At 64.4% G+C, this 26,183-nt stretch carries 23 protein-coding genes and 2 tRNA genes; 8 read left to right on the forward strand and 17 right to left on the reverse strand.

The window, feature by feature from the left end; genetic code table 11:
• The 3 genes from V6B15_RS07585 to V6B15_RS07595 form a co-directional block, all read right to left on the reverse strand.
• Window positions 1-2,073: an NAD(+) synthase gene (locus V6B15_RS07585; protein ID WP_334201339.1), complete on the reverse strand. Its 2,073-nt coding sequence runs from the start codon at window positions 2,071-2,073 to the stop codon at window positions 1-3.
• Window positions 2,074-2,350: 277 nt separating this feature from the next.
• Window positions 2,351-3,367 carry a sensor histidine kinase gene (locus V6B15_RS07590; RefSeq protein WP_334200667.1) on the reverse strand — a complete coding sequence of 339 codons (1,017 nt, stop codon included), beginning with the start codon at window positions 3,365-3,367 and terminating at the stop codon, window positions 2,351-2,353.
• Window positions 3,368-3,504: 137 nt separating this feature from the next.
• Window positions 3,505-4,506, reverse strand: coding sequence for a DNA topoisomerase IB (locus V6B15_RS07595; protein ID WP_334200668.1), 1,002 nt, complete (start codon window positions 4,504-4,506; stop codon window positions 3,505-3,507).
• Window positions 4,507-4,599: 93 nt separating this feature from the next.
• Between V6B15_RS07595 and yghU the strand changes: the two genes are divergently transcribed.
• The 5 genes from yghU to V6B15_RS07620 all read left to right on the forward strand — a co-directional run bounded on the left by yghU (window position 4,600) and on the right by V6B15_RS07620 (window position 10,078).
• Complete coding sequence (gene yghU / locus V6B15_RS07600; protein WP_334200669.1) at window positions 4,600-5,451, forward strand: glutathione-dependent disulfide-bond oxidoreductase; 852 nt, start codon at window positions 4,600-4,602, stop codon at window positions 5,449-5,451.
• 70 nt (window positions 5,452-5,521) lie between these two features.
• A complete protein-coding gene (locus V6B15_RS07605; protein WP_334200670.1) occupies window positions 5,522-6,931 on the forward strand; it encodes an MFS transporter in 1,410 nt (469 codons plus the stop codon).
• Window positions 6,932-6,945: 14 nt separating this feature from the next.
• A tRNA-Gln gene (locus tag V6B15_RS07610) sits at window positions 6,946-7,020 on the forward strand.
• Window positions 7,021-7,257: 237 nt separating this feature from the next.
• Entirely contained in the window at window positions 7,258-8,466 is a 1,209-nt protein-coding gene (locus V6B15_RS07615; RefSeq protein ID WP_334200671.1) for a GGDEF domain-containing protein, read from the forward strand.
• Between the two features lie 106 nt (window positions 8,467-8,572).
• Window positions 8,573-10,078: an acetyl-CoA acetyltransferase gene (locus tag V6B15_RS07620; protein WP_334200672.1), complete on the forward strand. Its 1,506-nt coding sequence runs from the start codon at window positions 8,573-8,575 to the stop codon at window positions 10,076-10,078.
• A 16-nt stretch (window positions 10,079-10,094) separates the two neighbouring features.
• On the opposite strand, the gene V6B15_RS07625 is transcribed toward V6B15_RS07620, so the two are convergent.
• The 5 genes from V6B15_RS07625 to V6B15_RS07645 form a co-directional block, all read right to left on the reverse strand.
• Entirely contained in the window at window positions 10,095-11,273 is a 1,179-nt protein-coding gene (locus V6B15_RS07625; protein WP_334200673.1) for a molybdopterin molybdotransferase MoeA, read from the reverse strand.
• Window positions 11,270-11,746 (reverse strand): cyclic pyranopterin monophosphate synthase MoaC, encoded by a 477-nt coding sequence (moaC, locus tag V6B15_RS07630; protein ID WP_334201340.1) that lies wholly within the window; start codon window positions 11,744-11,746, stop codon window positions 11,270-11,272. The genes V6B15_RS07625 and moaC overlap by 4 nt, the downstream gene beginning before the upstream one ends.
• 377 nt (window positions 11,747-12,123) lie before the next feature.
• Window positions 12,124-14,187, reverse strand: coding sequence for a putative bifunctional diguanylate cyclase/phosphodiesterase (locus tag V6B15_RS07635; protein ID WP_334200674.1), 2,064 nt, complete (start codon window positions 14,185-14,187; stop codon window positions 12,124-12,126).
• A gap of 312 nt (window positions 14,188-14,499) precedes the next feature.
• Window positions 14,500-15,309, reverse strand: a complete 810-nt coding sequence (locus tag V6B15_RS07640) for an SDR family NAD(P)-dependent oxidoreductase (RefSeq protein WP_334200675.1) — start codon at window positions 15,307-15,309, stop codon at window positions 14,500-14,502.
• Window positions 15,310-15,363: 54 nt separating this feature from the next.
• The gene (locus V6B15_RS07645) at window positions 15,364-16,230 is read right to left on the reverse strand and encodes a DUF4437 domain-containing protein (RefSeq protein WP_334200676.1); all 867 of its coding nucleotides are present in this window, start codon (window positions 16,228-16,230) and stop codon (window positions 15,364-15,366) included.
• A gap of 100 nt (window positions 16,231-16,330) precedes the next feature.
• Between V6B15_RS07645 and V6B15_RS07650 the strand changes: the two genes are divergently transcribed.
• The 3 genes from V6B15_RS07650 to nfsB all read left to right on the forward strand — a co-directional run bounded on the left by V6B15_RS07650 (window position 16,331) and on the right by nfsB (window position 18,619).
• Window positions 16,331-17,236, forward strand: a complete 906-nt coding sequence (locus tag V6B15_RS07650; protein WP_334200677.1) for a LysR family transcriptional regulator — start codon at window positions 16,331-16,333, stop codon at window positions 17,234-17,236.
• Between the two features lie 50 nt (window positions 17,237-17,286).
• Window positions 17,287-17,769, forward strand: coding sequence for a GNAT family N-acetyltransferase (locus tag V6B15_RS07655; RefSeq protein ID WP_334200678.1), 483 nt, complete (start codon window positions 17,287-17,289; stop codon window positions 17,767-17,769).
• 160 nt (window positions 17,770-17,929) lie between these two features.
• On the forward strand, window positions 17,930-18,619 hold the full coding sequence (gene nfsB / locus V6B15_RS07660; protein WP_334200679.1) for an oxygen-insensitive NAD(P)H nitroreductase: 690 nt from the start codon (window positions 17,930-17,932) through the stop codon (window positions 18,617-18,619).
• A 145-nt stretch (window positions 18,620-18,764) separates the two neighbouring features.
• On the opposite strand, the gene V6B15_RS07665 is transcribed toward nfsB, so the two are convergent.
• From V6B15_RS07665 to V6B15_RS07705, 9 genes are all read right to left on the reverse strand, one after another.
• Window positions 18,765-19,364, reverse strand: a complete 600-nt coding sequence (locus tag V6B15_RS07665; protein ID WP_334200680.1) for an SDR family oxidoreductase — start codon at window positions 19,362-19,364, stop codon at window positions 18,765-18,767.
• Between the two features lie 46 nt (window positions 19,365-19,410).
• Window positions 19,411-20,790: an NAD-dependent succinate-semialdehyde dehydrogenase gene (locus V6B15_RS07670; protein WP_334200681.1), complete on the reverse strand. Its 1,380-nt coding sequence runs from the start codon at window positions 20,788-20,790 to the stop codon at window positions 19,411-19,413.
• A gap of 283 nt (window positions 20,791-21,073) precedes the next feature.
• Window positions 21,074-21,150: transfer RNA gene (locus tag V6B15_RS07675), tRNA-Met, on the reverse strand.
• 68 nt (window positions 21,151-21,218) lie between these two features.
• Complete coding sequence (locus V6B15_RS07680; RefSeq protein ID WP_334200682.1) at window positions 21,219-21,914, reverse strand: Crp/Fnr family transcriptional regulator; 696 nt, start codon at window positions 21,912-21,914, stop codon at window positions 21,219-21,221.
• A gap of 27 nt (window positions 21,915-21,941) precedes the next feature.
• Entirely contained in the window at window positions 21,942-22,472 is a 531-nt protein-coding gene (locus V6B15_RS07685; protein ID WP_334200683.1) for a 2'-5' RNA ligase family protein, read from the reverse strand.
• Window positions 22,469-23,440 carry an endolytic transglycosylase MltG gene (gene mltG, locus V6B15_RS07690; RefSeq protein ID WP_334200684.1) on the reverse strand — a complete coding sequence of 324 codons (972 nt, stop codon included), beginning with the start codon at window positions 23,438-23,440 and terminating at the stop codon, window positions 22,469-22,471. Before mltG ends, V6B15_RS07685 begins: the two co-directional genes overlap by 4 nt.
• 1 nt (window position 23,441) lies before the next feature.
• Complete coding sequence (gene fabF / locus V6B15_RS07695) at window positions 23,442-24,701, reverse strand: beta-ketoacyl-ACP synthase II (RefSeq protein ID WP_253516681.1); 1,260 nt, start codon at window positions 24,699-24,701, stop codon at window positions 23,442-23,444.
• A gap of 94 nt (window positions 24,702-24,795) precedes the next feature.
• Window positions 24,796-25,032, reverse strand: coding sequence for an acyl carrier protein (locus V6B15_RS07700; protein WP_006834437.1), 237 nt, complete (start codon window positions 25,030-25,032; stop codon window positions 24,796-24,798).
• Between the two features lie 129 nt (window positions 25,033-25,161).
• A complete protein-coding gene (locus tag V6B15_RS07705; RefSeq protein ID WP_334200685.1) occupies window positions 25,162-26,148 on the reverse strand; it encodes a hypothetical protein in 987 nt (328 codons plus the stop codon).
• Window positions 26,149-26,183 lie beyond the last annotated feature (35 nt).

A 26,183-nucleotide genomic window follows, 5' to 3' on the forward strand; every position in this document is an offset into this window, starting at 1 on the left:
TCAGTCACCATCCAGCGGCGGGAGGGCCGCGGCCAATTCGGCGATCCATGTATCGGCCACCGCATCGCTGGGCGCGCGCCAGTCGCCCCGCGGGCTCAACGCACCGCCCGCGCTGACCTTGGGCCCATTGGGAATGGCGCTACGCTTGAACTGGCTGTAACCGAAGAAGCGCTTGAGAAACTTCTCCAGCCAGGCCGCGATCGTGGCGAGATCGTATTCGTTCTTCGCCTTTTCGGGGAAGTCGATCGGCCACAGTCCCGCATCCGCCTGCTTCCACGCATGCCATGCAAGGAAGGCGACATGGCTGGGCTTCTGCCCCCAGCGGATGATGTGGTGGAGAAAGAAGTCGTTGAGTTCGTAGGGGCCGATGATCGATTCGGTGCTTTGAATCGCACCGTCCTCACCCGCGGGAACCAGCTCAGGGCTGATTTCGGTGGCAAGGATATCCGTAAGCACGGCGTCGACGCCCGCATCGAATTGCGCGGTCTGCGTGGCCCAGCGAATGAGGTACTGGATCAGCGTCTTGGGCACGCCCGAATTGACCGCGTAATGGCTCATCTGGTCACCCACGCCGTAGGTACACCACCCCAGCGCCAGCTCGCTAAGGTCGCCGGTGCCGATGACCCAGCCGCCATTCTGGCCGGCCAGGCGGAAGAGGTAGTCGGTGCGCAAGCCCGCCTGAACGTTCTCGAAGGTCGTGTCATAGACCGGTTCGCCATCGGCGAAGGCATGACCGATGTTCTCGAGCATCAGCCGCGCGGTGGGCGAGATGTCGATCTCCTCGGCGGTGATGCCGAAGGCATCCATCAGCCGCCAGGCATTCGACTTGGTATCGTCCGAAGTGGCGAAGCCGGGCAAGGTATAGCCGTGGATGTCGCTGCGCGGCCGCCCCAGCCGGTCCATCGCCTTCGCTGCGACGATGAGCGCATGGGTGCTGTCGAGGCCGCCCGAGATACCGATGGTCAGGCTTTTCGGCCGGGTTGCCTGGATCCGCCGCATGAGCGCATCGACCTGGATGTTGAACGCCTCGTAGCAGTCCTCGTCGAGCTTGTCGGCGCGGTTGGGCACGAAGGGGAACCGCCGGATCGGGCGGTTGAGGCCGATATCGGCGCGCGGCGCGCCGCGCTCGAACGCGATCCGCCGGTACCAGTCCTCGGGGCGTCCGGCCGCCTCGGCGGCATCGTTGAAGGTCTGCATCCGCATTCGTTCGGACAGGATGCGCTGCGTATCGATATCGGTGACGCACAGTTCGGGGGCGAGATCGAAGCGCACGCTTTCAGCCATCAGATCGCCCAGTTCGTAGATCATCCCCTGCCCGTCCCACGCGAGGTCGGTGGTGCTTTCACCATGCCCGCTGGCCGAATAGGCATAGGCGCAGACCGACCGGCTCGAGCTTGCGCGGCTGAGCAAATGGCGTTCGTCCGACTTGCCGATGACGATATTCGATGCCGAGAGGTTGAGCAGGATCGTCGCTCCCGCCAGCGCGGCCATGGTGCCGGGCGGATTGGGCGCCCAGAAATCCTCGCATATCTCGATGCCAAAGGTGAACCCCGGCAGATCGTCCGCGGCGAAGATCAGATCGGTACCGAAAGGTACCTCACGGGCGCCGCAGCGGATCGTCAGGCCGACGCATTCGCGGCCATGCGCGAACCAGCGCTTTTCATAATATTCGCGATAGTTGGGCAGGAAGCTCTTGGGTACCACGCCGAGCAATTCGCCCCGCGCGACGACCAGCGCGCAATTGTAGATCCGGCCATTGCGGCGCAGCGGCGCCCCGAAGACCAGCACCGGGCTTAGTTCGCGCGACGCGGTGATGATCGCCTCGACCTGCGCTTCCACCGCATCGAGCAGTGCGAGCTGCATATGCAAATCGTCGATCGCATAGGAAGACAGCGCCAGTTCGGGATAGAGCAAGAGGTCGACATGCTGCGCATGCGCCTTGTGCGCGGTCTCGAGAATACCCTCGGCATTATAGGCGATGTCGGCCGTGCGAACCTTGGGCGTACTCGTCGCGAGGCGAACGAAGCCATGCGTGTGCATGTCGTAGAAGGGATGCGTCGCGCTTCCGCTCATGGGGGCGGTACCTTTCTGATCGGATGGTGCAGGAGCCGGTTCGAGCCAGTCGGCCGGCTGGCAAATGCCGAGTTCGGCCAGCCGTTTCTGGACGGTGGCGCGCGCGATCTTGCCCTTCGCCTCCCAGCCATAGACGGTCCGGCTTGGCCAAGGCTGCGGCTCGCCGAAGCGCGCACCGAAGTCCTCCGCACTGAGCGGAGGGTGCTGCGCTTCGCGCCACTGGCGTATCTTGAAGCCGGCCAAATGCATGGCCGCCGAGGTATCCTTTTAGGCTACCCTACGCAAGTTCGGACTGGTCTTCCTTGCGCATTTCGGTGCGGAAGCCGTTGAGCACGGGCCCCGCATGGTGCGTTGCCTGGGCCTGGGCGGCAAAGGCGGCGAGCAATTGGCTGCCCAGTCCGCCCCCCGGATCGGTAAAGGCGTCGGCGCCCACACCGTCATCCTCGATGGTGAACCGCCACGTGTCGCCGCGCACGTGGAAGAAAACTGCGATCGTGCCAGCCCGGTCATCGGGAAAGGCGTATTTGCACGCATTGGCCACCGCTTCGTTGAGATAGAGCCCGATCGCCACCGCCTCTTCGGGGGTCAGCGTCGCCTGGTCGATTTCGCGGAACAGCCGCACCGATGGCGGCAGGCTCGATCCCTCGATCCGGTCGAGGAGGTATTCCAGATAGGGCTTCATCGCGACATTGGGATTGTCCGACTGTTCCAGCGCCAGCGCCGAATAGGCATCGGCAAAGGTCCGCACGCGGCCCACCGCATCGTCGAGCGGGGCATGCAGTTCGCGCTGCGGGATACGGCGCTTCTGCAATTCGAGCATGCTGGCGACCAGCGCAAAATTGTTCTTCGTGCGATGCTCGAGCTCGGCCAGCAATGTCAGGCGCCGGTCGGCGCGCTCGCGAATTTCGTCCATCGTCGCATGCGCGGCACGGCGAAAAGCCTCGGCGAAGACGAGCACGATCAGCGCGCAGGCGGCGTTGAGGACCACGCGGGCGGGATCGGTTAGGTCGGCGAACAGGAACGAGCGCGACGGCGGCAGGATAAAGAACCACGCCCAGAAGAAGGTAATCGTAAAGGCGACCACGCCCGCGCGCCAGTGTCCGTAGAGCGTGGCGAGCAGGATCGTGGGATAGGTCAGCGCGAAGGGCCCGGAGACCGGCGCCCAGACGTCGACCAGCGAACGCAGGCCGACCATGGCCGCAGCGCACATGGCACCGAACACCACTTGGGCGGCAATCTTGCTGCGCTGGCTGAGGAACTGGCGACTGACATCGAAATTGGCGAGCCGGTGCATGGATACGACATTCCGGCGGAGAACCGATGCCCGCCGTTGCCCCGTTGCACGCGCGGACGCACGATGGCTCCGCACCATCGGCGCGCTCCGTTTATCGCAAACTTCCGAAAAGCAGAAGCCCTTCTCGCGTCTGCGGGCTACGCGGCGAGCAATTCCTGCGCGCTCGGACTTTCCTGCAACAGGTTGATAAGCCCGCGTTCTTCGCGGGTCAGCCAGCGCGTGGCCCGCGGCAGGCGCAATTGCGCGCGCCAGTTTTCCTGATCCTCGAGCAGTTCGAACACCGCCGGGTGGATATAGCTCTTGCGGGTCACCGCGGGCGTATTGCCGAGATGGTCGGCGACGCATTCGAGCAGCGCCTTCATCGGCATCGCGCCTTCGCCATCCCGAAGGCATGACAGCGCCTTTACGCTGGCATGCCAGGTGCGGAAATTCTTGGCGGTGAAGTCCTGCCCCATGGTCTCGCGCAGATAGTCGTTCACATCGCTCGACCCGACCGTGTGCAGATCGCCCTCATCGTCGGTATATTTGAACAGGTGCTGCCCCGGCAGGTCCTGCATCTTGCGCACCATGCGTGCCAGGCTGCCATCGGACAGCGTCACTTCGCGCAGCTTGCCCGCCTTGCCCTTGTACCGCAGGCGCAGCACCTTGCCGGTCAATTCGGCGTGGCGCTGGCGCAGGGTGGTGGCGCCGAAACTCTTGTTGGCCTTGGCATAGCCCTCGTTCCCGACGCGCACCGCGCCCAGATCGAGCAGGCGCACGACACTGGCGATCGCGCGTTCGCGCGTCAGCTTGTGACCGCGCAGATCGGCCTCCACCCGCTTGCGCACTAGCGGCAAGAGGCTGCCAAAGGTAACGCAGCTGTCGAACTTCTCGCCTTCGCGGGCCGCGCGAAATTCGGGATGATAGCGATATTGCTTGCGCCCCTTGGCATCGATCCCGGTGGCGAGGATATGGCCGTTAGGTGCGGGGCAGAACCAGGCATCGGTATAGGCCGGCGGCAGCGCAACCGCATTGAGCCGGCGCTTCTCCGCTGCATCGGTCAGCAGCTTTCCCTCGGGGTCGTAATAGGCCCATCCCCTGCCCGCCCCCTTGCGAGTGATACCGGGCAGGTCGTCGTCGACATAGATGAGCTTCGTCATGGCGAAGGGAAGAACCGTGGGACGCCGGTCGCGGTTCCCCACCTTGCGACGAATGGAAGGCTGTTTTAGCCCATCCGCCTGAGGAGAACGATCTTGGCCGATTCCACCTATGCCCCGCCCGACGTCTGGACCTATGATTCCGAAAACGGCGGGCGCTTCGCCAATATCAACCGCCCCACCGCCGGTGCGCGCGAGGACCGCGAGCTGCCCGTGGGCGAGCATGACTTCCAGCTCTATTCGCTCGCCACGCCCAACGGGGTGAAGGCAACGCTGATGTTCGAGGAATTGCTCGAGGCGGGACATGCTGGCGCCGAATACGACGCCTGGACGGTCAATATCGGCGAAGGCGACCAGTTCGGTTCGGGCTTCGTCGACCTCAATCCCAATTCCAAGATCCCGGCCCTGCTCGATCGCAGCGGACCCAAGCCCGTCCGCATCTTCGAAAGCGGGGCGATCCTGATGCATCTGGCCGAAAAGTTCGGAGCCTTCCTGCCCACCGATCATACCCGCGCCGAAGTACTTAGCTGGCTGTTCTGGCAAGTCGGCAGTGCGCCCTTCATCGGCGGCGGGTTCGGTCATTTCTATGCCTATGCACCTGAAAAGTTCGAATATCCGATCAACCGCTATGCGATGGAAACCAAGCGCCTGTTCGACGTCACCGACCAGCGGTTGGCGCAAAGCGAATTCCTCGGCGGCAAGGACTACACGATCGCCGATATGGCCACCTGGCCCTGGCTGTCGCCCTTTGTACTCGGCGGCATTTACGGCGAGGCGCGCACCTTCCTCTCAATCCACGAATACACCCATGTCGAACGCTGGGTGAAACAGATCGCCGAACGCCCTGCGGCGCGGCGGGGACGGATCGTCAACAAGACCTGGGGCGATGACGACGCGCAGCTCCGCGAACGCCACTCGGCAGCCGATTTCGACGGCAAGGCAATCTGACCGCCCCCCGTTTGACTTGACTTAGCTCCTCCCATGCCGTCCCATCGCGGCGGCATGGGAGGATACAGATTTGCGTGATCCGGTGCGCCCGGTCGGCCGACTGGAGAAGATCGGCTATGGGATGGGCGATCTCGCCTCGTCCTTCTATCTCAACTTCTTCAATCTCTACCTGCTGTTCTTCTTCGTCGAGCTGGGCGGCGTGGCACCTGCCGCCATGGGACTGATGCTGTTCCTGACCAAGCTGATCGATGCAGTGACCGACCCGATGATGGGCGCGCTGGCCGACCGCACGCGCAGCCGCTGGGGCCGATACCGCCCCTATCTGCTGTGGGGCGCGATCCCCTTCGGCCTGACCGGGGCGGCGATCTTTGCCGCGCCCGATCTTTCGCCCGGCTCGATGCTGATCTGGGCCTATGTCACCTATACCGCGACCATGCTCGCCTTCACCGCCGCCAGCGTGCCCTATTCGGCGCTGATGGGCGTCATTTCCACCAGCGCCGACGAGCGTTCGAGCTTCGCCGCCTATCGCATGGTGTTTTCCGCCGCCGCGGTCATCCTGATCGGGGTGATCGGGACCACCCTGGTGCGCGAACTGGGCGCGGGCGACGAGCGGCGCGGTATCATGCTGACCATGTTCGTGCTCGCCGGGTTGGGCGTCGCGACCTACTGGATCGCCTTTGCCGCCAGCCGCGAGCGTATCCCGCCTGCACCCACCAACGGCCGGATTATCGATGATCTCAAGGTCCTGGTGCGCACGCCTGCCTGGATCGCCGTGGCAGTGGCCGCGCTGCTCGCCCCGGTCGCGCTCTCCGCGCGTGCGGGCAGCGCGCTGTTCTGGTTCCGCTATGTCGCGGGCGATGATGGCGCGCCGGTGTTCTTCTTCCTCGACCGGATCGGGCTGTTCTATTCGGCGCTCGCCATCGGCCAGCTGATCGGCGTTATCGGCGCCAATTATCTTGCCCGAAGGTTCGACAAGCCGGTGCTCTTGATTGTGGCCGGCGGGCTGAAAATCGCGGCTATGGTGGTTTTCTACATGCTACCGTTCGATGCGGTCTGGCCGCAGACCTTTGTCCAGCTGTTCGTCGGCGTGGGTTTCGGCATGATGATGGTGCTCGCCTATTCGATGTTCACCGATATCGCCGAATATCTCGAATGGTCGAGCGGGCGGCAGATGACCGGCCTGGTGATCTCCGCCTCGATCTTCGCGATCAAGGCGGGCGTGGCCTTCGGCGCGGCGCTGCCGGGTTTCCTGCTGGCGCTGACCGGCTTCGAAGCAGGCGCGATCCAGTCTGCCGAGGCGCGCATGGGGATCGAGCTCGCTTTCGCGCTCGTCCCCGCCGCCGCGATCGTTCCGGCGGGTGTGGCGATGTATTTCTACCGGCTCGACCGCGCGACCATTGCGCAGGTCGAAACCGAACTGGCCGAGCGTCGACTCGTTTCGCCTTCCAACCCCTTCCCTTCCGCGCCCGAGGCGTTATAGGGGCGCTCACTCGCTGGGGTGTAGCCAAGTGGTAAGGCACCGGTTTTTGGTATCGGCATTCGCAGGTTCGATCCCTGCCACCCCAGCCAGTTTCCATGTGATCCACGCGACAAAAGGCAAGGATTGCCTGCGGGCCAAACCGCCCGGCGCCCTGCGGTAATACGCTTTCGCGATATCGATCACCACTCCGAACTACCGAGACGATCGCGAGCAAGCGCGCCGGACTAGCCGCGCGCTTCACGCGCAATCAAGTGTATGGTTAGGGCATCTTAACCCTCGCCCCTTAAGCTCCTGCGCGGGAAGTAGATGGGGGCAGGGAACAGCCGATGACGGCGGCGTTCATTCTCGGGATCAACATGTTCATCGCCGCGCTGTTCGGCGTGGCGTTTGCGGTGGTCGCGCGGTCAAACCCGGTTGCCCGGGGCGCAGGTTGGCTGGCCGCCGCCTATGCGCTGGGCATCGTCGATGTGATGCTCGAGTTCATCATGCGTTGGACCGAACATCCCACTCCGGTCATCACCGGCATCTTCTTTACCTATCTGGCGGCACTCACCTGCGGCCTTGTCGGCGTAGCGAAATATTATTGCACTGGTCCGCAGACCAGGCCCATAGTGGCCGTCTGGATCCTTGCCGGAATGCTCGCCCCCGTGATGCTGATGCTTCCCTACGGCACGGGCGCTCGCACGCTGCTCTATCACCTTCCCTATTTCATCATGCAGGTGCTGATGACCTGGATCGTGATCCGGTCCGGGCGCCGCATGCTGCTCGACCGGTTGCTGGTCTTCGTCAGCTCGGCAGCTGCGCTCTCCTATCTGGCCAAGCCGCTCATCGCCTGGCGGATCGGGGGTGCCGACACGCCGCAGAACTACCTCGCATCGGATTACGCCGCGATTTCGCAAAGCCTGGGTTCGGTCATCCTGATCGCGCTCGCGCTGGTGCTGCTGCTGGTCATGATGCGCGACATGACGATCGAGATGATCGCGCGCTCGGAAACCGATCCGCTATCGGGCCTGCGCAACCGCCGCGGGTTCGAGGTTCATGGCGAGCAGATGGTCGCTGACGCCATCCATAGCCACCAGCCCCTGACGCTGGTGACGGTCGATATTGACCGCTTCAAAACGATCAACGACCGTTTCGGCCACCCGGTCGGCGACAAGGTGATCATCGCGGTCGCCGAGTTGCTTTCAAGTGCGACTGGAGAAGGGGATCTGGTGGCACGGCTCGGGGGCGAGGAATTCGCGCTCGTCCTTGCCGGGCAGGACATCGAGCAGGCGGCGCGTTCGGCCGAGTTGATGCGGCAGCGGGTGCAGACCGAACTGTCGCAGGCGGTCGGCAATGCGCAGGTGGTCTCGGCGTCCTTCGGCCTGGCCCAGCTTTCCCCGGACGAAGCGCTGTCCAGCCTCGCCCGCCGGTCTGACCTCGCACTCTACGAAGCCAAGAACACCGGCCGCAACAAGGTCTCCCTCGCCCCGCTCGAACAGGTGGCACCACGGCCGGCCCGTCCCATACTAGCGACGCGCAGGGCCGCTGCCTGATCGCATCAGCCTGGGTGCAAGGTGGTTCTTGCCCCCAATTCTCCTCCAGGTTTCGGTTGCAGCATGAAACCCGCTTGCTAGGCAGGGCAGCAAGAGGAGAGCATGCGTGCCCGAGCAAAACCCCGAGAATATCCCCGTCATCGCCGGTGTCGGACAGGTCAACGACCGCCCCGAGAACCCCGGGGATGGGCTCGACCCCATACACCTGATGGGCGAGGCGCTGCGGCGGGCGGATGCGGATGCGGGCGGCGGCCTGCTTGCCGAATGCGATTCGCTGGCGGTGGTGGCGCAATTGGCCTGGCCGCAGCTCAACCCTGTCGATGGCAAGCTGGCCGAGGTACTGGGGATCGATCCTGCGCACCGGATGCAGACCGCGATGCCCAATGGCGACAGCCCGATCCTGCTGCTCAACGAAGCCGCCAATCGCATCGGGCGCGGCGAGGCGAAGATTTGCGCAGTGACCGGCGGCGAGGCTCTCCGCACTGCGGGCCAGCTGGCAGCGCTGAAAAAACGCGCCGATGGCGCAAAGCCCAACGCGCTGCGCGATGCGAGCCACCGCGTGCGCAAGGGTTATGCGCAAGGATACGGGCTGGTCGTGCCGACCGATGTCTATCCGCTTTATGAAAACGCCGGACGCGCCGCCTACGGGCAATCGCTCGCCGAAGGGCAGGCGGAAAGCGGTGCGATCTGGGCCGGGATGAGCGAGGTCGCGGCGCAGAGCGAGGGCGCCTGGATCCGCAAGCCGGTAAGCGCGGAAGAGGCCGTCACGCCCTCTGCCAGCAACCGCCCCATCGCCTTTCCTTACACCAAGCTCCAGGTCGCCAATTCGTCGGTCAATCAGGGCGCCGGCTTTATCGTAACCTCGCTGGCCGAAGCGCGGCGACGCGGGATTGCGGAGGACCGGCTGGTCTATATCGGCTATGGCGCGGCGGCGCATGAAAGCGACAGCTTCCTGTCGCGCGATCGCTATGACGCCTCCCCCAGCCTCGCCACCTCGATCGAGCGGACGATGGCGTTGAACGGTGTCACCACCGCCGATCTCGCGCATGTCGAGCTTTACAGCTGCTTTCCCTGTGTGCCGAAAATGGCGCGCCGGGTGCTCGGCTGGCCGCTCGAGCGGCCCGCGACTGTTTTCGGGGGACTGACTTTCGGGGGCGGTCCGATCGGCAATTACATGAGCCATGCGGTCGCCGCGATGGTCGAGAAGCTGCGCGGGACCGGCGACAAGGGGCTGCTGTTCGCCAATGGCGGCTATGCCACGCACAACCACACGATCCTGGTTTCGGGTGCCCCGACGCAGGCCGCCTTCCCGCAGGAGTTCGACTACCAGGCCGAGGCCGACGCGCGGCGCGGGGACGTTCCGCCGCTGGACAAGACCTATACGGGTCCCGCCACGATCGAGAGCTACACCGTGCATTACGACCGCACCGGCACACCGAGCTCGGGCGTGATCGTGGCCCGCACGCCCACCGGATCGCGCACGCTGGCAAGCGTGCCTGCGGAGGATAGCGCTATGATCGCCTTCCTCACCGAAGGACGCGACGAACCCGTTGGAAGCAGCGGCACCGTGACGCGCGAGGGTGAGGCACTGGCGCTCTGGACCCGCGACTGACCGCTGGACCCGCGGCTTAGAACTGCAGCGCCTGCACCTTCGCGCCTACCGGCAATTCGGCTTGGTCCGGCGGGCAGCGGATAAGCCAGTCCGCCCGGGCCAGTCCGCCCTGCACGCCGCTGTCCTGATTGCCGAGGGGGCGCAGCCCTTCACTCGCCCAGGCGGCCCGTGCGAAGGTCTCGCGATCGCCGGTCGCGGGCAGGCCCCCAGCCAGCGGCATCGTGCGCCAGCGGTGCACGGTGCTTGCGCCCTGAAGCAGCGCGAGGATCGGCTGGAGGAACAGCCGTGCGGTCACCATCGCCGAGGTGGGATTGCCCGGCAGCCCCAGCACCAGCCTTCCCCCAGCGCGCCCCAGCCATACCGGCTTTCCCGGCTTGATCGCCACCTTGTCGAAGAGCAGTTCGAGCCCGTGCGCCGCAAACATCGGTTTTGCAAAGTCACGCTCGCCGACCGAAGCGCCGCCGGTGACCACCACCAGATCGGCACCGCCGAGCATTTCGCCCGCCTGTCGTTCGAGCGCGGGCAAATCGTCCAACCCGCGCTTGCGGGTGCTCACTACCCCGCCCTCGCGTTCGACTAACGCCGCCAGCGCATAGCTGGTGCTGTCGGGGATGGCGTAAGGTGCGCGCTGCGCCGATCCGGGCTCGGCCAATTCGTCGCCGGTCGCGAGCAGCGCCACCCTCGGTTGCCGGTGGACGGCAAGGTCGGCTCTGTCTCCCGCCGCAATGGCAACCAGCGCTTTCGGATCGCAGCGCGTGCCCTGCCCAAGGAGGACATCGCCTTTCGCAAAATCGCTCCCCTGTTGGCGGATGTGGCAGGCCGGGCCGAACCCGGCGGAGAAGCGCACGTCCTCGCCCTCGCGCGAGGCGTATTCCTGCATGATCACGCAATCGGCGCTCTCGGGCAGCGGTGCCCCGGTGAATATCCGCACGGCCGTCCCGGTGGCCAAAGGGTGGTCATAGGGGTGACCGGGCCGCGCTTCACCGACCACCCGCAGCGGCGCGTCGGGAACGACGCTGTCCAGCCGCACCGCATAGCCATCCATGGCCGAAGTGGTGCGACGCGGCGACCCGATAGCGGCGGTGATACCGGCGGCGAGAGTCCGCCCTGCGGCTTTGGGCAGCGCGATCGTCTCGGCATCCAGCGGAGCGATATGTTCCGCCAGCAGCGCCATCGCCTCGTCGAAGGAAATCATGCGCGCTGCCAGCTACCCGACTGGCCGCCTTCCTTGGCGGTGACGCGGATATCTTCGATGGTCATGTCCTTGTCGACCGCCTTGAGCATATCGAACAGCGTCAGGCATGCGATGGACACTGCGGTGAGCGCTTCCATTTCCACCCCCGTGCGCCCTTCGGTCCGCACCGCCGCTTCGACGATGAAGCCGGGCCGCGTATCGTCGAACGCGATCGTCACCTCGACTTGCGAGAGCGGCAGCGGGTGGCACAGCGGGATCAGGTCCGACGTCCGCTTGGCGGCCATCACCCCGGCCAGTTCCGCAGTTGCGATCACGCTGCCCTTGGGGGTCTTGCCCGCCTTCACCAGCGCAATCGTATCGGCTGCGCAATCCACCCGGCCCGCTGCCGTGGCGAGGCGCGCAGTAACGGGCTTGTCGCCGACATCGACCATGCGCGCGCGGCCCTGCTCGTCGATATGGGATAGATCGGCCAATTGCGGGTCCTCGATAGCTGCGGTCGTGCGGCGTTCGAGCACCATCGCGCGGCCCTGTCGAGCGGCTTCGCAAAAAACACCACTATCCACGGTCAGATGGTCCGCCAGGAGTGGGAGAAACTCGCCGACCACCGCAAAACCTCAAGTTTGATTGAAGTTATGATTTCGACCTAAAGTTCATTGGGGTTGGTTCTGATTGGTGACGCGATGCATTGGTGCAGGATGGGGTCGACCACCGCGATGCGCGCCTCGGCGCGACATGCGAGGGGCTGGCTTAGGCGCGAAGAACCGCACTCAACCGGATCAGGCAAGCCGACGAACGCTTCGCGGGAGAATGCTGGCGCTTGGCCTAGCTAGCGCTTGCGCCAGCCGAACGGCTACGGGCGCGACCCGCTCACCGAAAACGGACAGGGGGTTTCGGCATCGTCGGCCGCATCCGCGTCGAGGTCACCGATCTGCCGGTCGGCCAGGCGATGGATGTTCGGCGCATCGGGCTCGCGATACTGCCCCAGCAAGGCCAGCACGCCCTCTTCATCGAGCGGGCGCCCGAGATAGAAACCCTGTCCGAACTCTGCGCCCAGTTCGAGCGCGGTCTCGCGATCGCCGACGGTGGCAATGTATTCGGCAACGCTTTCAAGCTTCATCGCCTCGATCATCTTGATCACGCCGCGCAGCATGTCACGCCCTTGCGGTTCGCGCGCGCCCCGGATCAGCGAGCCATCGATCTTGACCTTGTCGAACTTGATTTCGCGCAGATAGACGAGCGATGCAAAGCCGGCGCCGAAATCATCGAGAGCGATGCGGCAGCCTGCGCTACGCAGGAGCTCGACATTCCGGCGGGCGACGTCGAAATTCACCAGCATGGCGGTTTCGGTGATTTCGAACTGCAGGCGGTCGGGCGGGAAATTCTTCCGCTTGATCAGATTGACGATTTCCGCTGCGGCGTTCTCGCTGCAGATATGGGCGGCGCTGAGATTGAACGACAGACGGCAAGGCGGGACCCATTCCGCTGCAAAATCAAGCGCCTTGCTAAGCAGCGAGAGGGTGATTTCGCCGATCCGGCCCAGACGCTCGGCTGCCGGAATGAACGATGCCGGCGAAACTTCGCCAAAGGTCGGATGATTCCAGCGGGCAAGCGCCTCGAAAGAGGTCAGTTCGCCCGTCTTGAGATTGAGGATCGGCTGATACGCGAGCGTCATGTGTTCGATCGTGCCGCTCTCCATCAGCTCAGCTTCGATGGCGTGCAACCGCCTGGTTTCTTCCTGGATTGCGCCATCGAACAGCTTGGTGGTCTCGAGATTTTCGCGCTTGGCGACATACAGCGCCGCATCCGCATCGCGCAGCGCGCGGCCGACATCGGGCGCATCCTCGCCCAGAAGGCGGGCGCCTGCGCAACCCCCAACGCTGACCAGCGCATTCGACAGGCGCATGGGCTTGCGCAGTTGCACCAGCGCATCGGCACAGGTCGCGACCAGCGCGCCGAGTTCCTCGGGGCATGACGAACCGCCGATAAAGATGCCGAATTCGTCCCCGCCCAGCCGACCGACGATCGTTCCCGTCGGCGATACGCGTTGCAGGCGGCGGGCGACATGGCGCAGCACGACATCGCCGGCATGGTGGCCATAGAGGTCGTTGATCGGCTTGAAGCGGTCGAGGTCGATCACCGCCAGCAGCCCGCATTGCCCGCCATCCAGCTTTGCCTCGACATCGTGGATGAAGGCGAGGCGGTTGCGGACACCGGTCAGATTGTCGAACTCGGCCTGGCGCTGGGCAGAGCGCCGGGCATCGATCAGTTCGAGATTGGTTCGCTCCATTCCAACCAGCGCTGCATCGGCATCGAACTGCGCCTTGAACAGGCGGAGCTGCATCTTGTAACTCGTCTCGGCGAGATACAGGCTGACCACGGTCAGCACGATGACCGCAACCGAAGCCGGCAGGTTGTTACCTGCGTAGATATACAGCACGGCAGAGACCAAGGGCAGCACGAAGCAGAAGAAGATCACCCGCGAGGCGAAGATAATCCCCGTCAGCGCGGCGCCCTGGGTCAAGGCCGCCAGCAGTGCGAGGGACAAAATCTGCAACCACGCCGTGTTACCATTGTTAAACGCGACGCTGCCGAACGCGAGCAAGAGATAGAACATTGTCTGCGAGCAGGACAGCAGCACGACCATGAAACCCGTCACGCGTGCTGCAACCGGATTGACGTTTTCCGATGCGCCTTCGGGCAGCGGCAACACCCAATGCCGGAAGCGCGTGATAACAGCGAGCACCAGGATGCCGGCCATGATCCGGGTGGGGGTCTGGTCCCAGGTCACCCATGCGATCCCGATAAAGGGCGCGATGATGGTCAGATAATAGATATGGATCGTGTTGCGCACCGACTTGATGCGTTCCCGACTGAACTTGGCGGCGATTTCGTTGTCGGATTCAAATCCGATCAACCTATCTATACGCCGCCAAAATTGCACTCGAGCCTTAAACATTAAGCCGAGGTGGCAGGCCGGAACGAAGGTATGGTAAACCGCACATCAGGGGAACTACGGTGTTGTGGAGCCGCGACGCGTGCCGAAGCACCTCTCCAATGGTTAACGGCACCAACGAAACCGCGCGAAAAACCGGGTGGATCGTCACGACGCGGCAACCGTTCGGTTGGGCGAGCCGGAGCACGGCGCGTCCTTCCATGCTCTTTCAGATCGCGTGCTCGCCCTTGCGACGTAGGAAACGACGCGCGCGAACTCGGATATGCGCAATCCCTACGCGCCCACGCGCCGAAGAATGTCGTCGATCGCCGCGACGAGTGCGGCGTTCAGCGACGGGTCGAGCGCATCGGGGTGCGGATTGCGAAACTGGCCGCTGTCATTGTCGAAATAGCGGCCCGAGGCATGGTCGAACTCCGGTGAAACGGCCGCCCGCCGCAGGATATCGGCCCCGATGCCGAGGTCCTTGCCGTCCATTCCATAGGCTTCCTTGACCATCTTGCTGCCGAGGAGCGAGCCGGGGTTCACTGCGATCACCGCCGGTCCGGCATCGGCGAACTCGTCCGCCATGTGGCGCGACCACATGGTCAGCGCGAGCTTGCTTTGCGCATAGGCGTCATTGTCGGACAGCCGCTCCTCCCCCGCGAGCGCGGCGAGCGATACCGGGACTTGTGCCGCCGAGGACAGGTTCACGATCCGCCCGCCCATGCCGATATGGAACGCCAGTTCGCTGGCCAGGACATAGGGCGCAATCGTGTTGACCACGAAGCGGACGTCGAGCCTGTCCTCCGTCATGGGTTTGGCGATGCTGAAGACCCCGGCATTGTTGATCAACACGTCGAGATCGGGCTCTGCGCGGCGGATCTCATCCGCCAGGCGCCGCGTCGCCGCAATCGAGGACAGATCCGCCTGGTAGGTCGCGATCCGGCCCCCGCCGTCCACGGCCGCGACAGCAGCGCGCGCAGCATCGAGCTTCGCTGAGCTGCGTCCGTGTAGCAGGACGCTATGCCCGCTGGCGCGGAGCACCTTGGCGGTCTCGAAGCCGATTCCATCGGTAGCGCCGGTGATCAGGATGGTTTTGCTCATGATTGTCCGTTTGATATGCCTAAGGGCCGCCGGCCGAAATCCATCCGCCAGCCGTTATTCGGCGACGGTGAAGGCTGCGCTCGTTCGAATGTAGAGGAGGCAGTCGTCTTCGGCGTCGCAGCTGATGGTGTGGACGGCATTCCCCATCGATCCGAAATAGCTGCCTGCCCCCAGCGCCACTTCACCCGTGGTCTGCGGATTGGTGTAGCGAATCCCGGCGGACGTAACGACAGCCCGCAATGTCCCGGCGCCTGTCTCGATCCGCGATGAAGAACCGGCAGGCAGGCGCAGAAGCGATCCGCGTTCGCCGGTTTCCCGATCAGCCCACAGGAACGCCGTCTGCGCGCCGGATCCGTCGCTGACAGGAAGGAAGGTCACATCGTCACCATCGAGCCACACCAGATTGGACGCCGCAACATTGATGGGACGCTCGCCATTGTCGAACGCTTCGGCGGACGGTCGGACGAGATACGGACCGGAATCGATTTCGATATAGGCCATGTTGAACGCGCCCCTCGCGGCGGTGACATGATCCTCACCCGCGGGCTGTGTCCAGAAGGATGACGGCGACAGCCACAGCGGCGCAGCCTCCGGGTCGTCATTGTGGATCGCCCCGCCGATCACGACGCCGCGATAGGTGACGTTGTGAATATGCGGCTGGGAGGAGAACCCTTGGTCGAAGCGGACAAGGAAGCCGGAGGCCTCGTCGCGGGTCCGATCGCCCCACAGATCGCCGGCCCGCGGGCTGGCATCGCCGCGCGCCGGGTTGAGCGCGCCCCATTCGACCGCATCAAACTCGACCACCTCGTAATGCGGCGTATCCGCGGCCGCGGCAGGCAGCGACGCCAGCATGGAGATGGCAATGGCGGCGGCGATGATCGGCTTGGTCACGGAACTGCTCCTGTTGAGCCGGTCCAGCAAGACGGCTCTGGTGATGTTCGAGCATTTCGACATAATAGAGTGCCTTCTCGATATAAATGCGCCATGTGAGGTAACAGTATTCGTAGATCAGGTATAATCGATGGACACTGACAGCCTGCGTCTGTTCGTACGCGCCGCCGAGAAACTGAATATCAGCGCTGCCGGCCGCGATCTCGGACTGGCGCCTGCGGTAGCCAGCGCCCGGCTCGCCAGGCTCGAACACGAAGTCGGCGCCCAGCTTCTCCACCGCTCCACGCGCAAAGTCTCAATCTCGATTGAAGGTGAGGAATTCCTGCCCTTCGCGCGCGAAATCCTGGCGCAGCGCGATGCGGCCATGGCTGCGCTGGGGCATGGCCGAGCGCAAGCCGAGGGCACGATCCGGTTCGCCGCCTCGAGCACTTTCGCACAGCTCTACGTCGCGCCGCTGCTGCCCGAATTTCTCGCCCGCAATCCCGGCCTCCGCCTCGATCTGCGGTTTTCGGATACGCCCTTCGATCTGCTCGAAGGCAGTTTCGATCTCGCGCTGCGCAACAGCGCGCTCGACGATAGCAGCCTGAAGGCGCGCAAGCTGGCCGAGGTGCGCGGCGTGCTGTGTGCTTCGCCGGACTATCTCGCGCGGCGCGGAACCCCCGCCTCCCCCGCCGATCTCGCGGAGCATGACCTGCTCGCCTTTCGCAGCATGGGCACAAGGACGCTGATTTCGAGCCGCGGCGAGAAAGCCGAATTCGCCTGCCCCGAGGAAAACTGCCGGGTGGTGATCGACGATGGTGCGAGCATGCGCTTCGCCGCGATTGCCGGGCTGGGCATCTCCCCCCATGCCGACTGGAACGTCGAGCAGGCGCTGCGCGACGGTACGCTGTGCCGGGTGCTTCCCGAGTGGCATGTGCAGGACAACACCGCGCTCTGGCTGGTCTATCCCAAGACCAATGTCCTGACCGCCAAGGTGCGCGTGCTGATCGATTTCCTCGTCGAGAAAATCGGTCGCGATCCGCCCTGGCTGCAGTAAACCGCGCAGCTCCCTTCCCGCCACCCTCCCACGAAGACCACGAACCCCGCATGTCTATCCGCCCCGCCACCAGCCACGATCGCGACGCGGTCTGGCATATCCTCGAACCGGTGTTTCGTGCGGGCGAGACCTATGCCGTCGATCCCGCGATCTCCAGGCAGGATGCCCTGGCCTATTGGATGGGCGGCGACAGCGAGGCCTTCGTCTTCGAGGACGCGGGCGCAGTCCTGGGGACTTATTACCTGCGCCCCAACCACGGCGGCGGCGGGGCCCATGTGTGCAATTGCGGCTATATCACGGCCACCGCAGCGGCGGGTCGCGGGATAGCGCGGCAGATGGGCGAGGACTCGCTGCGCCGCGCACGCGAGCGCGGGTTCCGCGCGATGCAGTTCAATTTCGTGGTCGCCAGCAATGTCGGTGCGGTTCACCTGTGGGAAACGCTGGGCTTCGCCGCAGTCGGCCGGCTGCCGAACGCCTTCGACCATCCGGCCAGGGGCATGGTTGATGCGCTGATTATGTATCGTCAACTATAGAACAACCGATCAGGCCAATGAGTTGGTGGCTTGATTATAGCGAAAACCGGAAAACTCTTTGCCGGCCACGGGCGGTTTTCTTGCTTTGCAAATGTAATTATCTCGACTGACAAGACACGCATGCTTCACGCAGCGTGCACAACAGCCAAGAGGTAAGCATATGACCGCTCTCGCCCCCCTCGTCCGCACCGGCGACGCCATCGTCGAAACGGCCAAGGCCCGTTATACCACCAAGTCCTACGACGCCTCGCGCCGTATCCCCGAAGCCGATCTGCAGGGCGTGCGCGACCTGCTCCGCTTCAGCCCGTCGAGCACCAATGCCCAGCCCTGGCACTTCATCCTGGCGGGCACGCCCGAAGGCAAGGAACGCGTGGCGAAATCGACCGCGGGCGGTTTCGGATTCAACCGCAGCAAGGTGATCGACGCATCGCATGTCGTAGTGTTCGCGGCGCGCACCTCGATCGAGGAAGACTATCTCCAGCATATCCTCGACGTCGAGGATGCCGATGGCCGCTTCGTCCCCGATCCCGCAGCGCTGCGCGAACAGATGCACGGCGCGCGCTCGATGTTCGTAAACATGCACAAGGAAGCGGGTGATCTCGACGCCTGGAGCCAGGCGCAGACCTATCTCAATATCGGCCAGTTCATGCTCGGCGTCGCCGCGCTGGGTATCGATGCCACGCCGATGGAAGGCGTCGATCTCGACCTGCTCGACGAGGAGTTCGGCCTGCACGAAAAGGGTTTCCGTGCGCTGGTCGTCGTATCGCTCGGCTACCGCGCCGAAGACGATTTCAATGCCGCGCTGCCCAAGTCGCGGCTACCCGAAACGGAGGTCATCACCGAAATCTGACCCCCCTCTCTTTGGTGATACCTTCGAAGGCCCCGTCGAGCGATCGGCGGGGTCTTTTAGCGTGTTCGATCACACCTGGAGGGAAGCGGTAGAGCCTGTCGGGGAGGCTGTATTCCGCCCCTCTCCGACACGCTCGCAATCCCAGTCAGCCGACGCTTTCCATAGTCAGCACCTTGCCGACCCATTCGGGCGCCTCGACCGCATCGGCCAGCAGCTTCGCGACATCGCCGCGCGCAGCTTCGCCCTTGGGATCGACATTCTCGCCCAGACGGACCTCGCCGGTGCCGTCCGCATCGGTCAACGATACCGGGCGCAGGATCGCATATTCGAGATCGGTCGCCTTAAGATGCTCGTCGGCCTCGTGCTTGGCTTGGAGGTAGTGCGCGAGTTCGCTGTCCGGGTCCGGATTATCCGCGCCGACGCTGCTGAGCATCACGAAGCGGTGCACACCATTGGCCACCGACAGGTCGATGAGCCGCTTGGCACCGTCGCGGTCGACCTTGTCGGTCATCTCCGCCGGCGTGTCTCCACCCGAGCCCGCGGCGAACACGACCACGTCGCATCCCTCGGTCACATCATCGGCCAGATCGGTCAGATCGGCCTCGCGCTGCTCCACCCCATCGGGCAGGCCCGAGGTATCCGAACTGGCGCGCACCATGGCGACGGTATCGAGGCCCCGGCGGTGCAATTCGCGCACGAGCCTGAGGCCGGTATTGCCGGTCGAACCGGCGACGAGGACTTGCATGGATATTCTCCGAATTGGGTGTTGATGGGTCGCTGTCGACCGGGGTTTATGAAGGCAGGAAGATCGCCTTGGCGTTGACGAATTCCTTCATGCCGAAGCCGCCATGTTCGCGGCCGTAACCCGAATCCTTGACGCCGCCGAAGGGCATGTTGGGGTCCGCCGCTCCGAAGGAATTGATCCGCACCATGCCGGTATCGAAATGATCGCGCGCCAGACGGATCGCCTTGTCTTCATCCTTGGTGAAGATGCCCCCGCCCAGCCCGTAACGGCTGTCGTTGGCGATCCGCATTGCGTCCTCGTCATCCTTCGCGCGGATGATCGAGGCGACGGGTCCGAACAGTTCGTCGTTATAGGCGGGCATGCCGGGCTTGCAGTCGGCGAGCACTGTGGCGGGGTAGTAATAGCCCTCGCCTTCCTGCGGATCGCCGCCGCACAGCAGCGTCGCGCCCTGCTCCACGCTCTTGCCCACCTGCTCGACCAGCGTGTCGAACTGTTCCTGGCTCGACACCGGGCCAAGCTCGGTATCCTCGGCGGTCGGATTGCCCATCTTGGCGCGCTGCATGCGCGCGACGAAGGCGGCGACGAAATCGTCATAGACTGCCTCGGTCACCACGAAGCGCTTGGCGGACACGCAGGTCTCGCCATTGTTGTAGAGCCGCCCCTGTACGCAGGTTTCTACCGCGAGGTCGATGTCGGCGTCCTCGAGCACCAGATAGGCGTCGTTGGACCCCAGCTCGAGGACGGTCTTCTTGAGGTTCTTCGAGGCAAGCTCGCCGATATGGCTGCCCGCGCCGTCGCTGCCGGTCATGGTCACCGCGCGGATCAGCTTGTGTTCGATGACCTTGTCCGACAAATCGTGCCCGACGAGGATGACCTCGAACAAATCCTTGGGCAGGCCCGCTTCAAGGCACAGATCGCGCAGCAGCAACCCGCTGCCGGTGCAGATCGATGCATGCTTGAGGATCACCGCATTGCCCGCCATCAAATTCGCGGCGAGCACGCGCACCGGCTGGTAAACGGGGAAGTTCCACGGCTGCACGCTGTAGATCACCCCGATGGGCGAGAAAGTCACGATCCCGCGCTTGCGACCGCCGCTGTGCTGGCGTTCCTGGTCGGCCAGTTCCTTCGGTCCATGGTCCGCAGTGTATTCGAAGATCCGCGCGCAGATCTCGACCTCGGTCTTCCCGTCCTTGATCAGCTTGCCCATTTCGCGCGTCATCAGTTCGGCAAAGCGGTCGGCATTGGCGCGCAGGACCTCGGCGATCTTGCGCAGATAGGGCGCGCGCTCGTCATGCGATTTGGTGCGCCAGTCGAGAAACGCGGCATGCGCCGCCTCGATCTTCGCGAACACCTCGCTCTCGCCCATGGTCTCATAGGTCTCGAGCGGTTCGCCGGTGGCGGGGTTACGGGTCTGTATCTGGGTCATAGTTCGCTTTCTCGCTGTGGGGGGAGCGCTCGCCGATCCGCCCGGGATCGGCGCAGCTGCACGCCGCAAGGTTCAGCAAGACAACGGGAGCGACCACCCCCCGTTCCGTTCGCACCCGCAACAAACGCGTTCACGCGCTCGAACGTGCGTCAGGCAGGGTGGTTTGGCGCAAGGGGCCGGACAGGCCCACGACAGGCGTCGATAGGGGGGGCGGTATTGTTAAGATGGGTCGTGCGCAGCAGCCGAAAGCTGTCCCTGCTGCACATGGCTATGCCGGTCGAATTGGTAGCGGAGGAGGGACTTGAACCCCCGACACGCGGATTATGATTCCGCTGCTCTAACCACCTGAGCTACTCCGCCCCATAGAGGCATGCCGGGGCGATAGCCCCCTCGGCAGGCGGCGCATTTAGGGCGGTCCGCGATTGCGGTCAACCGCGCAAATGCGCCTCGCCCGCGTTTTCTGCGGATGCTTGCGAGGCAGCCTCGTTCATGCGCCGGACCTTGGCCGCCAGGCCGCGGTTGAGCGCATGCGTCAGCGCGGTATCGACCTCGGGCACCGCGCGCGCATAATGCGCCAGCGCATCGCGGTCGAAAGTCGCCACACGGGTGCGTTCGGTCACCACCACCGTGGCCGAGGCGGTCTGGCCCGACACCAGGCTCATCTCGCCGAGAAACTCCTCCGGGCCGCAGGTGCCCACAACCTTGCCGTCGCACTCCACCCGCGCCGCGCCGCGCGCCACATAGATCAGCGGCGGGTCGGGCTGGTGCTGGTTCATGAGCACCGCGCCCGCTTCGACATCGCGCCATTCCATCAGATCGCGCAGGCGCTGCTGGCGGCCAGCGTCTTCGATACCGAGCAGGCGCTGGAACAGGCTGGTTTCCTCTTCCAGCATCGCGCCGCGCCGCGCACGGCGGCGCAGCACCGATATCTGCATCCCGTTGATGATCAAAAAGACCGCGGCGATGATTGCCCAGCCGAGCTGGTCGGTCACCGCGAAATGCGCCAGCGCTGCAAGGCCGGCGACGAACATCGCGTAGCGCAGCTGCCTGATCGTGGTCGCTGCCATCGCCGCGACCGCCAGCAACGCCGCAGCATAAGCCAAGATAGTGGCGATTTCAGCCATCCCCCGTCCCCTCGTAAAGCTGGGCTCTTATGCCGCGCTCCGGCCCCTGAATGCAAATTCCTTTACCGCTTCCCACGGCCCGCCGCGATAGCGAAAAAGCGCAAGGCCGCGAAAGGCGAAGGGGCGGGGTTCGATCGTGCCCGCCAGCGCCGCCTGCAGCGCCTTGGCCTCCTTGGCGGTGACCTTGTTCTGGATCGTGATGTGCAAGCGCGGGCGATGCTGGTCCTGCTGCGTCAACATGCCACGAAAATGCTCGGCGATCATGTCGCGCAGCGCGAGCATGTCGGGGCTGGACAGCTTGATCGCAGTGCCGCCGCCGAGCGACATCAGCCCCTCGACCTGCCCCGCAACCGGCGCGAACTCGCCCGCAAGGCGCTTGAGATAGGTACAGGCCTCCGCCTCGCACATGGCCGGCAGCGCGTGGAATAGCGTGACATGCGCGTCGAGATAGTTGCGCTCGGGCGGGAAATGCTCGGTTCGCAGCGCCGTGTACCGGGCGTGCAGGTCGCGCGGCAATTGCGCGGTGACGATCAGCGGGGCGGCGTCTGCCGCGCTCACATTTCCCCGCGGCGCCGGCGGATCTCGAACCATTCGGCGACATTGCGGTTATGCTCTTCCAGCGTCTCCGCAAAGGCATGCCCCCCGGTGCCATCGGCAACCATGTAGCGCGCGCTCGTTTCCGCCGGGTTCAGCACCGCCGCGATCGCTTCACGCCCGGGATTGGTGATCGGCCCCTTGGGCAGGCCGACCATGGTATAGGTATTGTAATCGTTGATCGCGGCGATTTCGGACTGGCGGATGCGCCGCCCCAGCGGTTTGCCCTTGGTCAGCGGGTAGATGATCGTCGGGTCGGCCTGCAGCAGCATGCCGTCCTTCACGCGGTTGGAATAGAGCCCGGCGACCATCCTGCGCTCGCGCGCGACCCCGGTTTCCTTCTCGACGATCGAGGCGAGGATCACGGCGTCCTTCACATTGTCGACCGCGATGTCCGGCGCGCGCTTGGGCCAGGCTTCGGCGAGATAGTTCTGCATGGCCGCCTGCATCCGCGCGAGCACCGCGCTGCGCGCCTCGCCGCGCTCGAAATCATAGGTATCGGGCAGCACCGAACCTTCGACCGGAATAGGAATTTCGCCGGTTAGGTGATCTTCGGCCATCAGCCGTTCGTGGACCAGTACCGAGGCCAGGCCTTCGGGAATGGTCACGAAACGCCGGATCACCTCGCCATGCTGGAAAGTGTCGAGGATCTGCGCATTGCTCGCCCCGGCGGGGAGCAGGAATTCGCCCGCCATGATCGGGTCCGACGAGCCGAACAGCTTGGCGCGCAGCAAGAAACCCTCGGGATTGGCGATCAGCCCTTCGGCGCCGAGCTTGTCGGCGACCGAAGTCAGGCTGGCCCCCGACGGAACGATGAAATTGGTGTCCTCCTCGATCTCGGCGGTGCCCCACCAACCCGACAGGAACCAGATCGCGCCGATGGCGAGAACCAGCGCGAGGACGCCTGCGAGGAGGCACCCGGCCTTTTTCACGTCAATCGACCTGTTTGAGGATCAGCGATGCATTGGTGCCGCCGAACCCGAAGCTGTTGTTGAGCACCGCCTTCACTTCGCGCTGCTTGGCCTGCTTGGGGACCAGGTCGACACCTTCGGTGCCCTCGTCGGGATTGTCGAGATTGAGCGTGGGCGGGACGATCTGGTCGCGGATCGCGAGGATGCAGAAGATCGCCTCAACCGCCCCGGCGCCGCCCAGAAGGTGCCCGATGGCCGATTTGGTGCTGCTCATCGATGCACCGCCCAAATCGTCGCCCAGCACGCGCTTGACCGCGCCGAGTTCGATCGTGTCGGCCATCGTCGATGTGCCATGCGCGTTGACGTAATCGATATCCGCAGCGGTCAGGCCCGCCTTCTTGAGCGCCATGCGCATGGCCAGTTCGGCGCCCTTGCCTTCGGGATGCGGTGCCGTGACGTGATAGGCATCGCCCGACAGGCCATAGCCGACCACTTCGGCATAGATCTTCGCGCCGCGTGCCTTGGCGTGCTCGTATTCCTCGAGCACCACCACGCCGGCGCCTTCGCCCATGACGAAACCGTCGCGGTCCTTGTCATAGGGGCGGCTGGCTTCGGTGGGGCGGTCGTTCATGCTCATGTTGAGCGCGCGCGCCTGTGCGAAACCGGCCACGCCGAGCGGGTTGATGGTGCCTTCGGCGCCGCCCGCCAGCATGACGTCGGCATCGTCGAGCGCGATCATCCGCGCGGCATCGCCGATCGAATGCGCCCCGGTCGAGCACGCAGTAACCACTGCGTGGTTGGGGCCCATCAGCCCGTATTTGATCGAGACCTGGCCCGAGATGAGATTGATCAGCCGTCCGTGGACGAAGTGCGGCGACACGCGGCCGGGGCCGCGCTCGTGCAGCACGATGCTTTCCTTCTCGATCCCCGGCAGCCCGCCGATGCCCGAACCGATCGAGACGCCGGTGCGCAGCTTGAGTTCGTCGTCCATCTCGTCGAGGCCGGCGTCTTCAAGCGCCTGGCCCGCGGCATCGATGCCATAGATGATGAACGGATCGACCTGCCGCTGGACCTTGTGGTCGACGCGCTTGTCGGGGTCGAAGCCGAACTCGTGGTCCTTGGGCTTCACCTCGCAGGCGATGGTGCATTTCTGCCCCTCGGTGTCGAAGCGCGTGATTTGCGCGGCTCCGCTCTTGCCCGCGATCAGGTTCTTCCATGAAGTCTCCACGTCACCGCCCAGGGGGGTGACGAGGCCAAGTCCGGTTACGACCACACGACGCATGTAATTCTCCGCAGATAAGACAACAGGCCCGGCCCGCTATGGGGTCGGGCCTGTCCGGTCCCGCATATAGTGCGGGATTCGAAAAGCGCGAGGCTTAGCCCTTGTGCTCTTCGATATACTTGGTCGCGTCGCCGACGGTGGTGATCTTCTCAGCCGCATCGTCGGGGATTTCCACGCCGAATTCCTCTTCGAAGGCCATGACCAGCTCGACGATGTCGAGACTGTCCGCACCGAGATCGTCGATGAAGCTGGCTTCCTGGGTGACCTTGTCGGCCTCGACGCCGAGGTGCTCGACGACAATTTTCTGCACGCGGTCGGCAGTATCGCTCATTTGTGTCCCTCTCAGATTGGGGGTTTGTGAATTGCCTGTCGCCCTAATGAACGCCGCTGGCAAGCGCAAGGGGCTCGCGACAGCAGCATAATAAAGCGATTTCCCTACCAAACGCCAACCGCGCCCAGCTTATCCCGGCGGATAGCGGCGGTCGAGCTGGCGTTCGGCGCGCATCCGGCTCGCCACGCGGTCGATACCGGCTTGCGCATAGGCCCGCCCGTCGGCCGTCATCCGCGTGCGCTGGTACAGATCCGCCGCTTCTTCCAGCCGGCCATCGCGTTCGGCGCATAGTCCCGCATTGAACAGGAGCGACGCGTGATCGGGATAGGAGGCCAGCATCGCTTCGAACTGGACGCAGGATACCGCCTGATCGGACTTGGTCAGCCGGACCGTCTCCCTGAACGCGCTGGAATCGGCGTTCGCCAGGCCCTTGCGGCTTTCCATGATGCGCACATCCTCGCGCCTGAATTCGGGAGCAAGGTCATAGCGTACGCGCTGGGCAAACTCGTCCATCATCGAATCCATCATGCGCGCGGGCGAAGGCTCGGACTTGTCGTTCGCGCAATAGCGCTGCGATTGCACCAGGTCGTCGTCCGCCGCGTAGAGCGTCCCGCCTTCACGCGCGATGAGTCGCAGCGAAGGAGAGAAGCGAACGGTCATCTTGCGACAGCGGAACACATCGACCGTTTCCTCGATGCAGTTCTTTTTGTCGTCGCGGCGCACGCAGCGGGTGCGTTTCTCCGATCCGTCGCGGACTTCCGAAACCTCGCCGCTTGCGGTGCCCCGCAGCGTGGCTCCTACCGGACCGCTGATGGGCTCCTCGGGCGCCGCGCCAGCCGCACCGTAGATATGGTAGGTGTTGCCGCCGCCCGTCGCCGACTTGATCGTGAAATAGGGCTGCGAATCCAGCCGGACATCCTCCAGCCGGTCGGTGATCGCAATGGCGAGCTGTTCGCCGACATCGCCGCCGAAGCGTTCGACCGTGATTTCCTCGACCTCGACCGCCCCGGCCGTGCGCGCCGGGTAGACGCCTTCGACAGTCAGCACCTCGGCCAGCGCGATATCCGGGCCGGCCAGTGCCAATCCCGCCATCGCCAGCAGTGAATATGTCCGCATTCCATCCCCCGTTTCTCCGGGGGAAGGTCTAGGTC

This window comes from Qipengyuania sp. Mu-71, assembly GCF_036867055.1.
In the GTDB taxonomy this organism is placed as follows: Bacteria; Pseudomonadota; Alphaproteobacteria; order Sphingomonadales; family Sphingomonadaceae; genus Qipengyuania; species Qipengyuania profunda.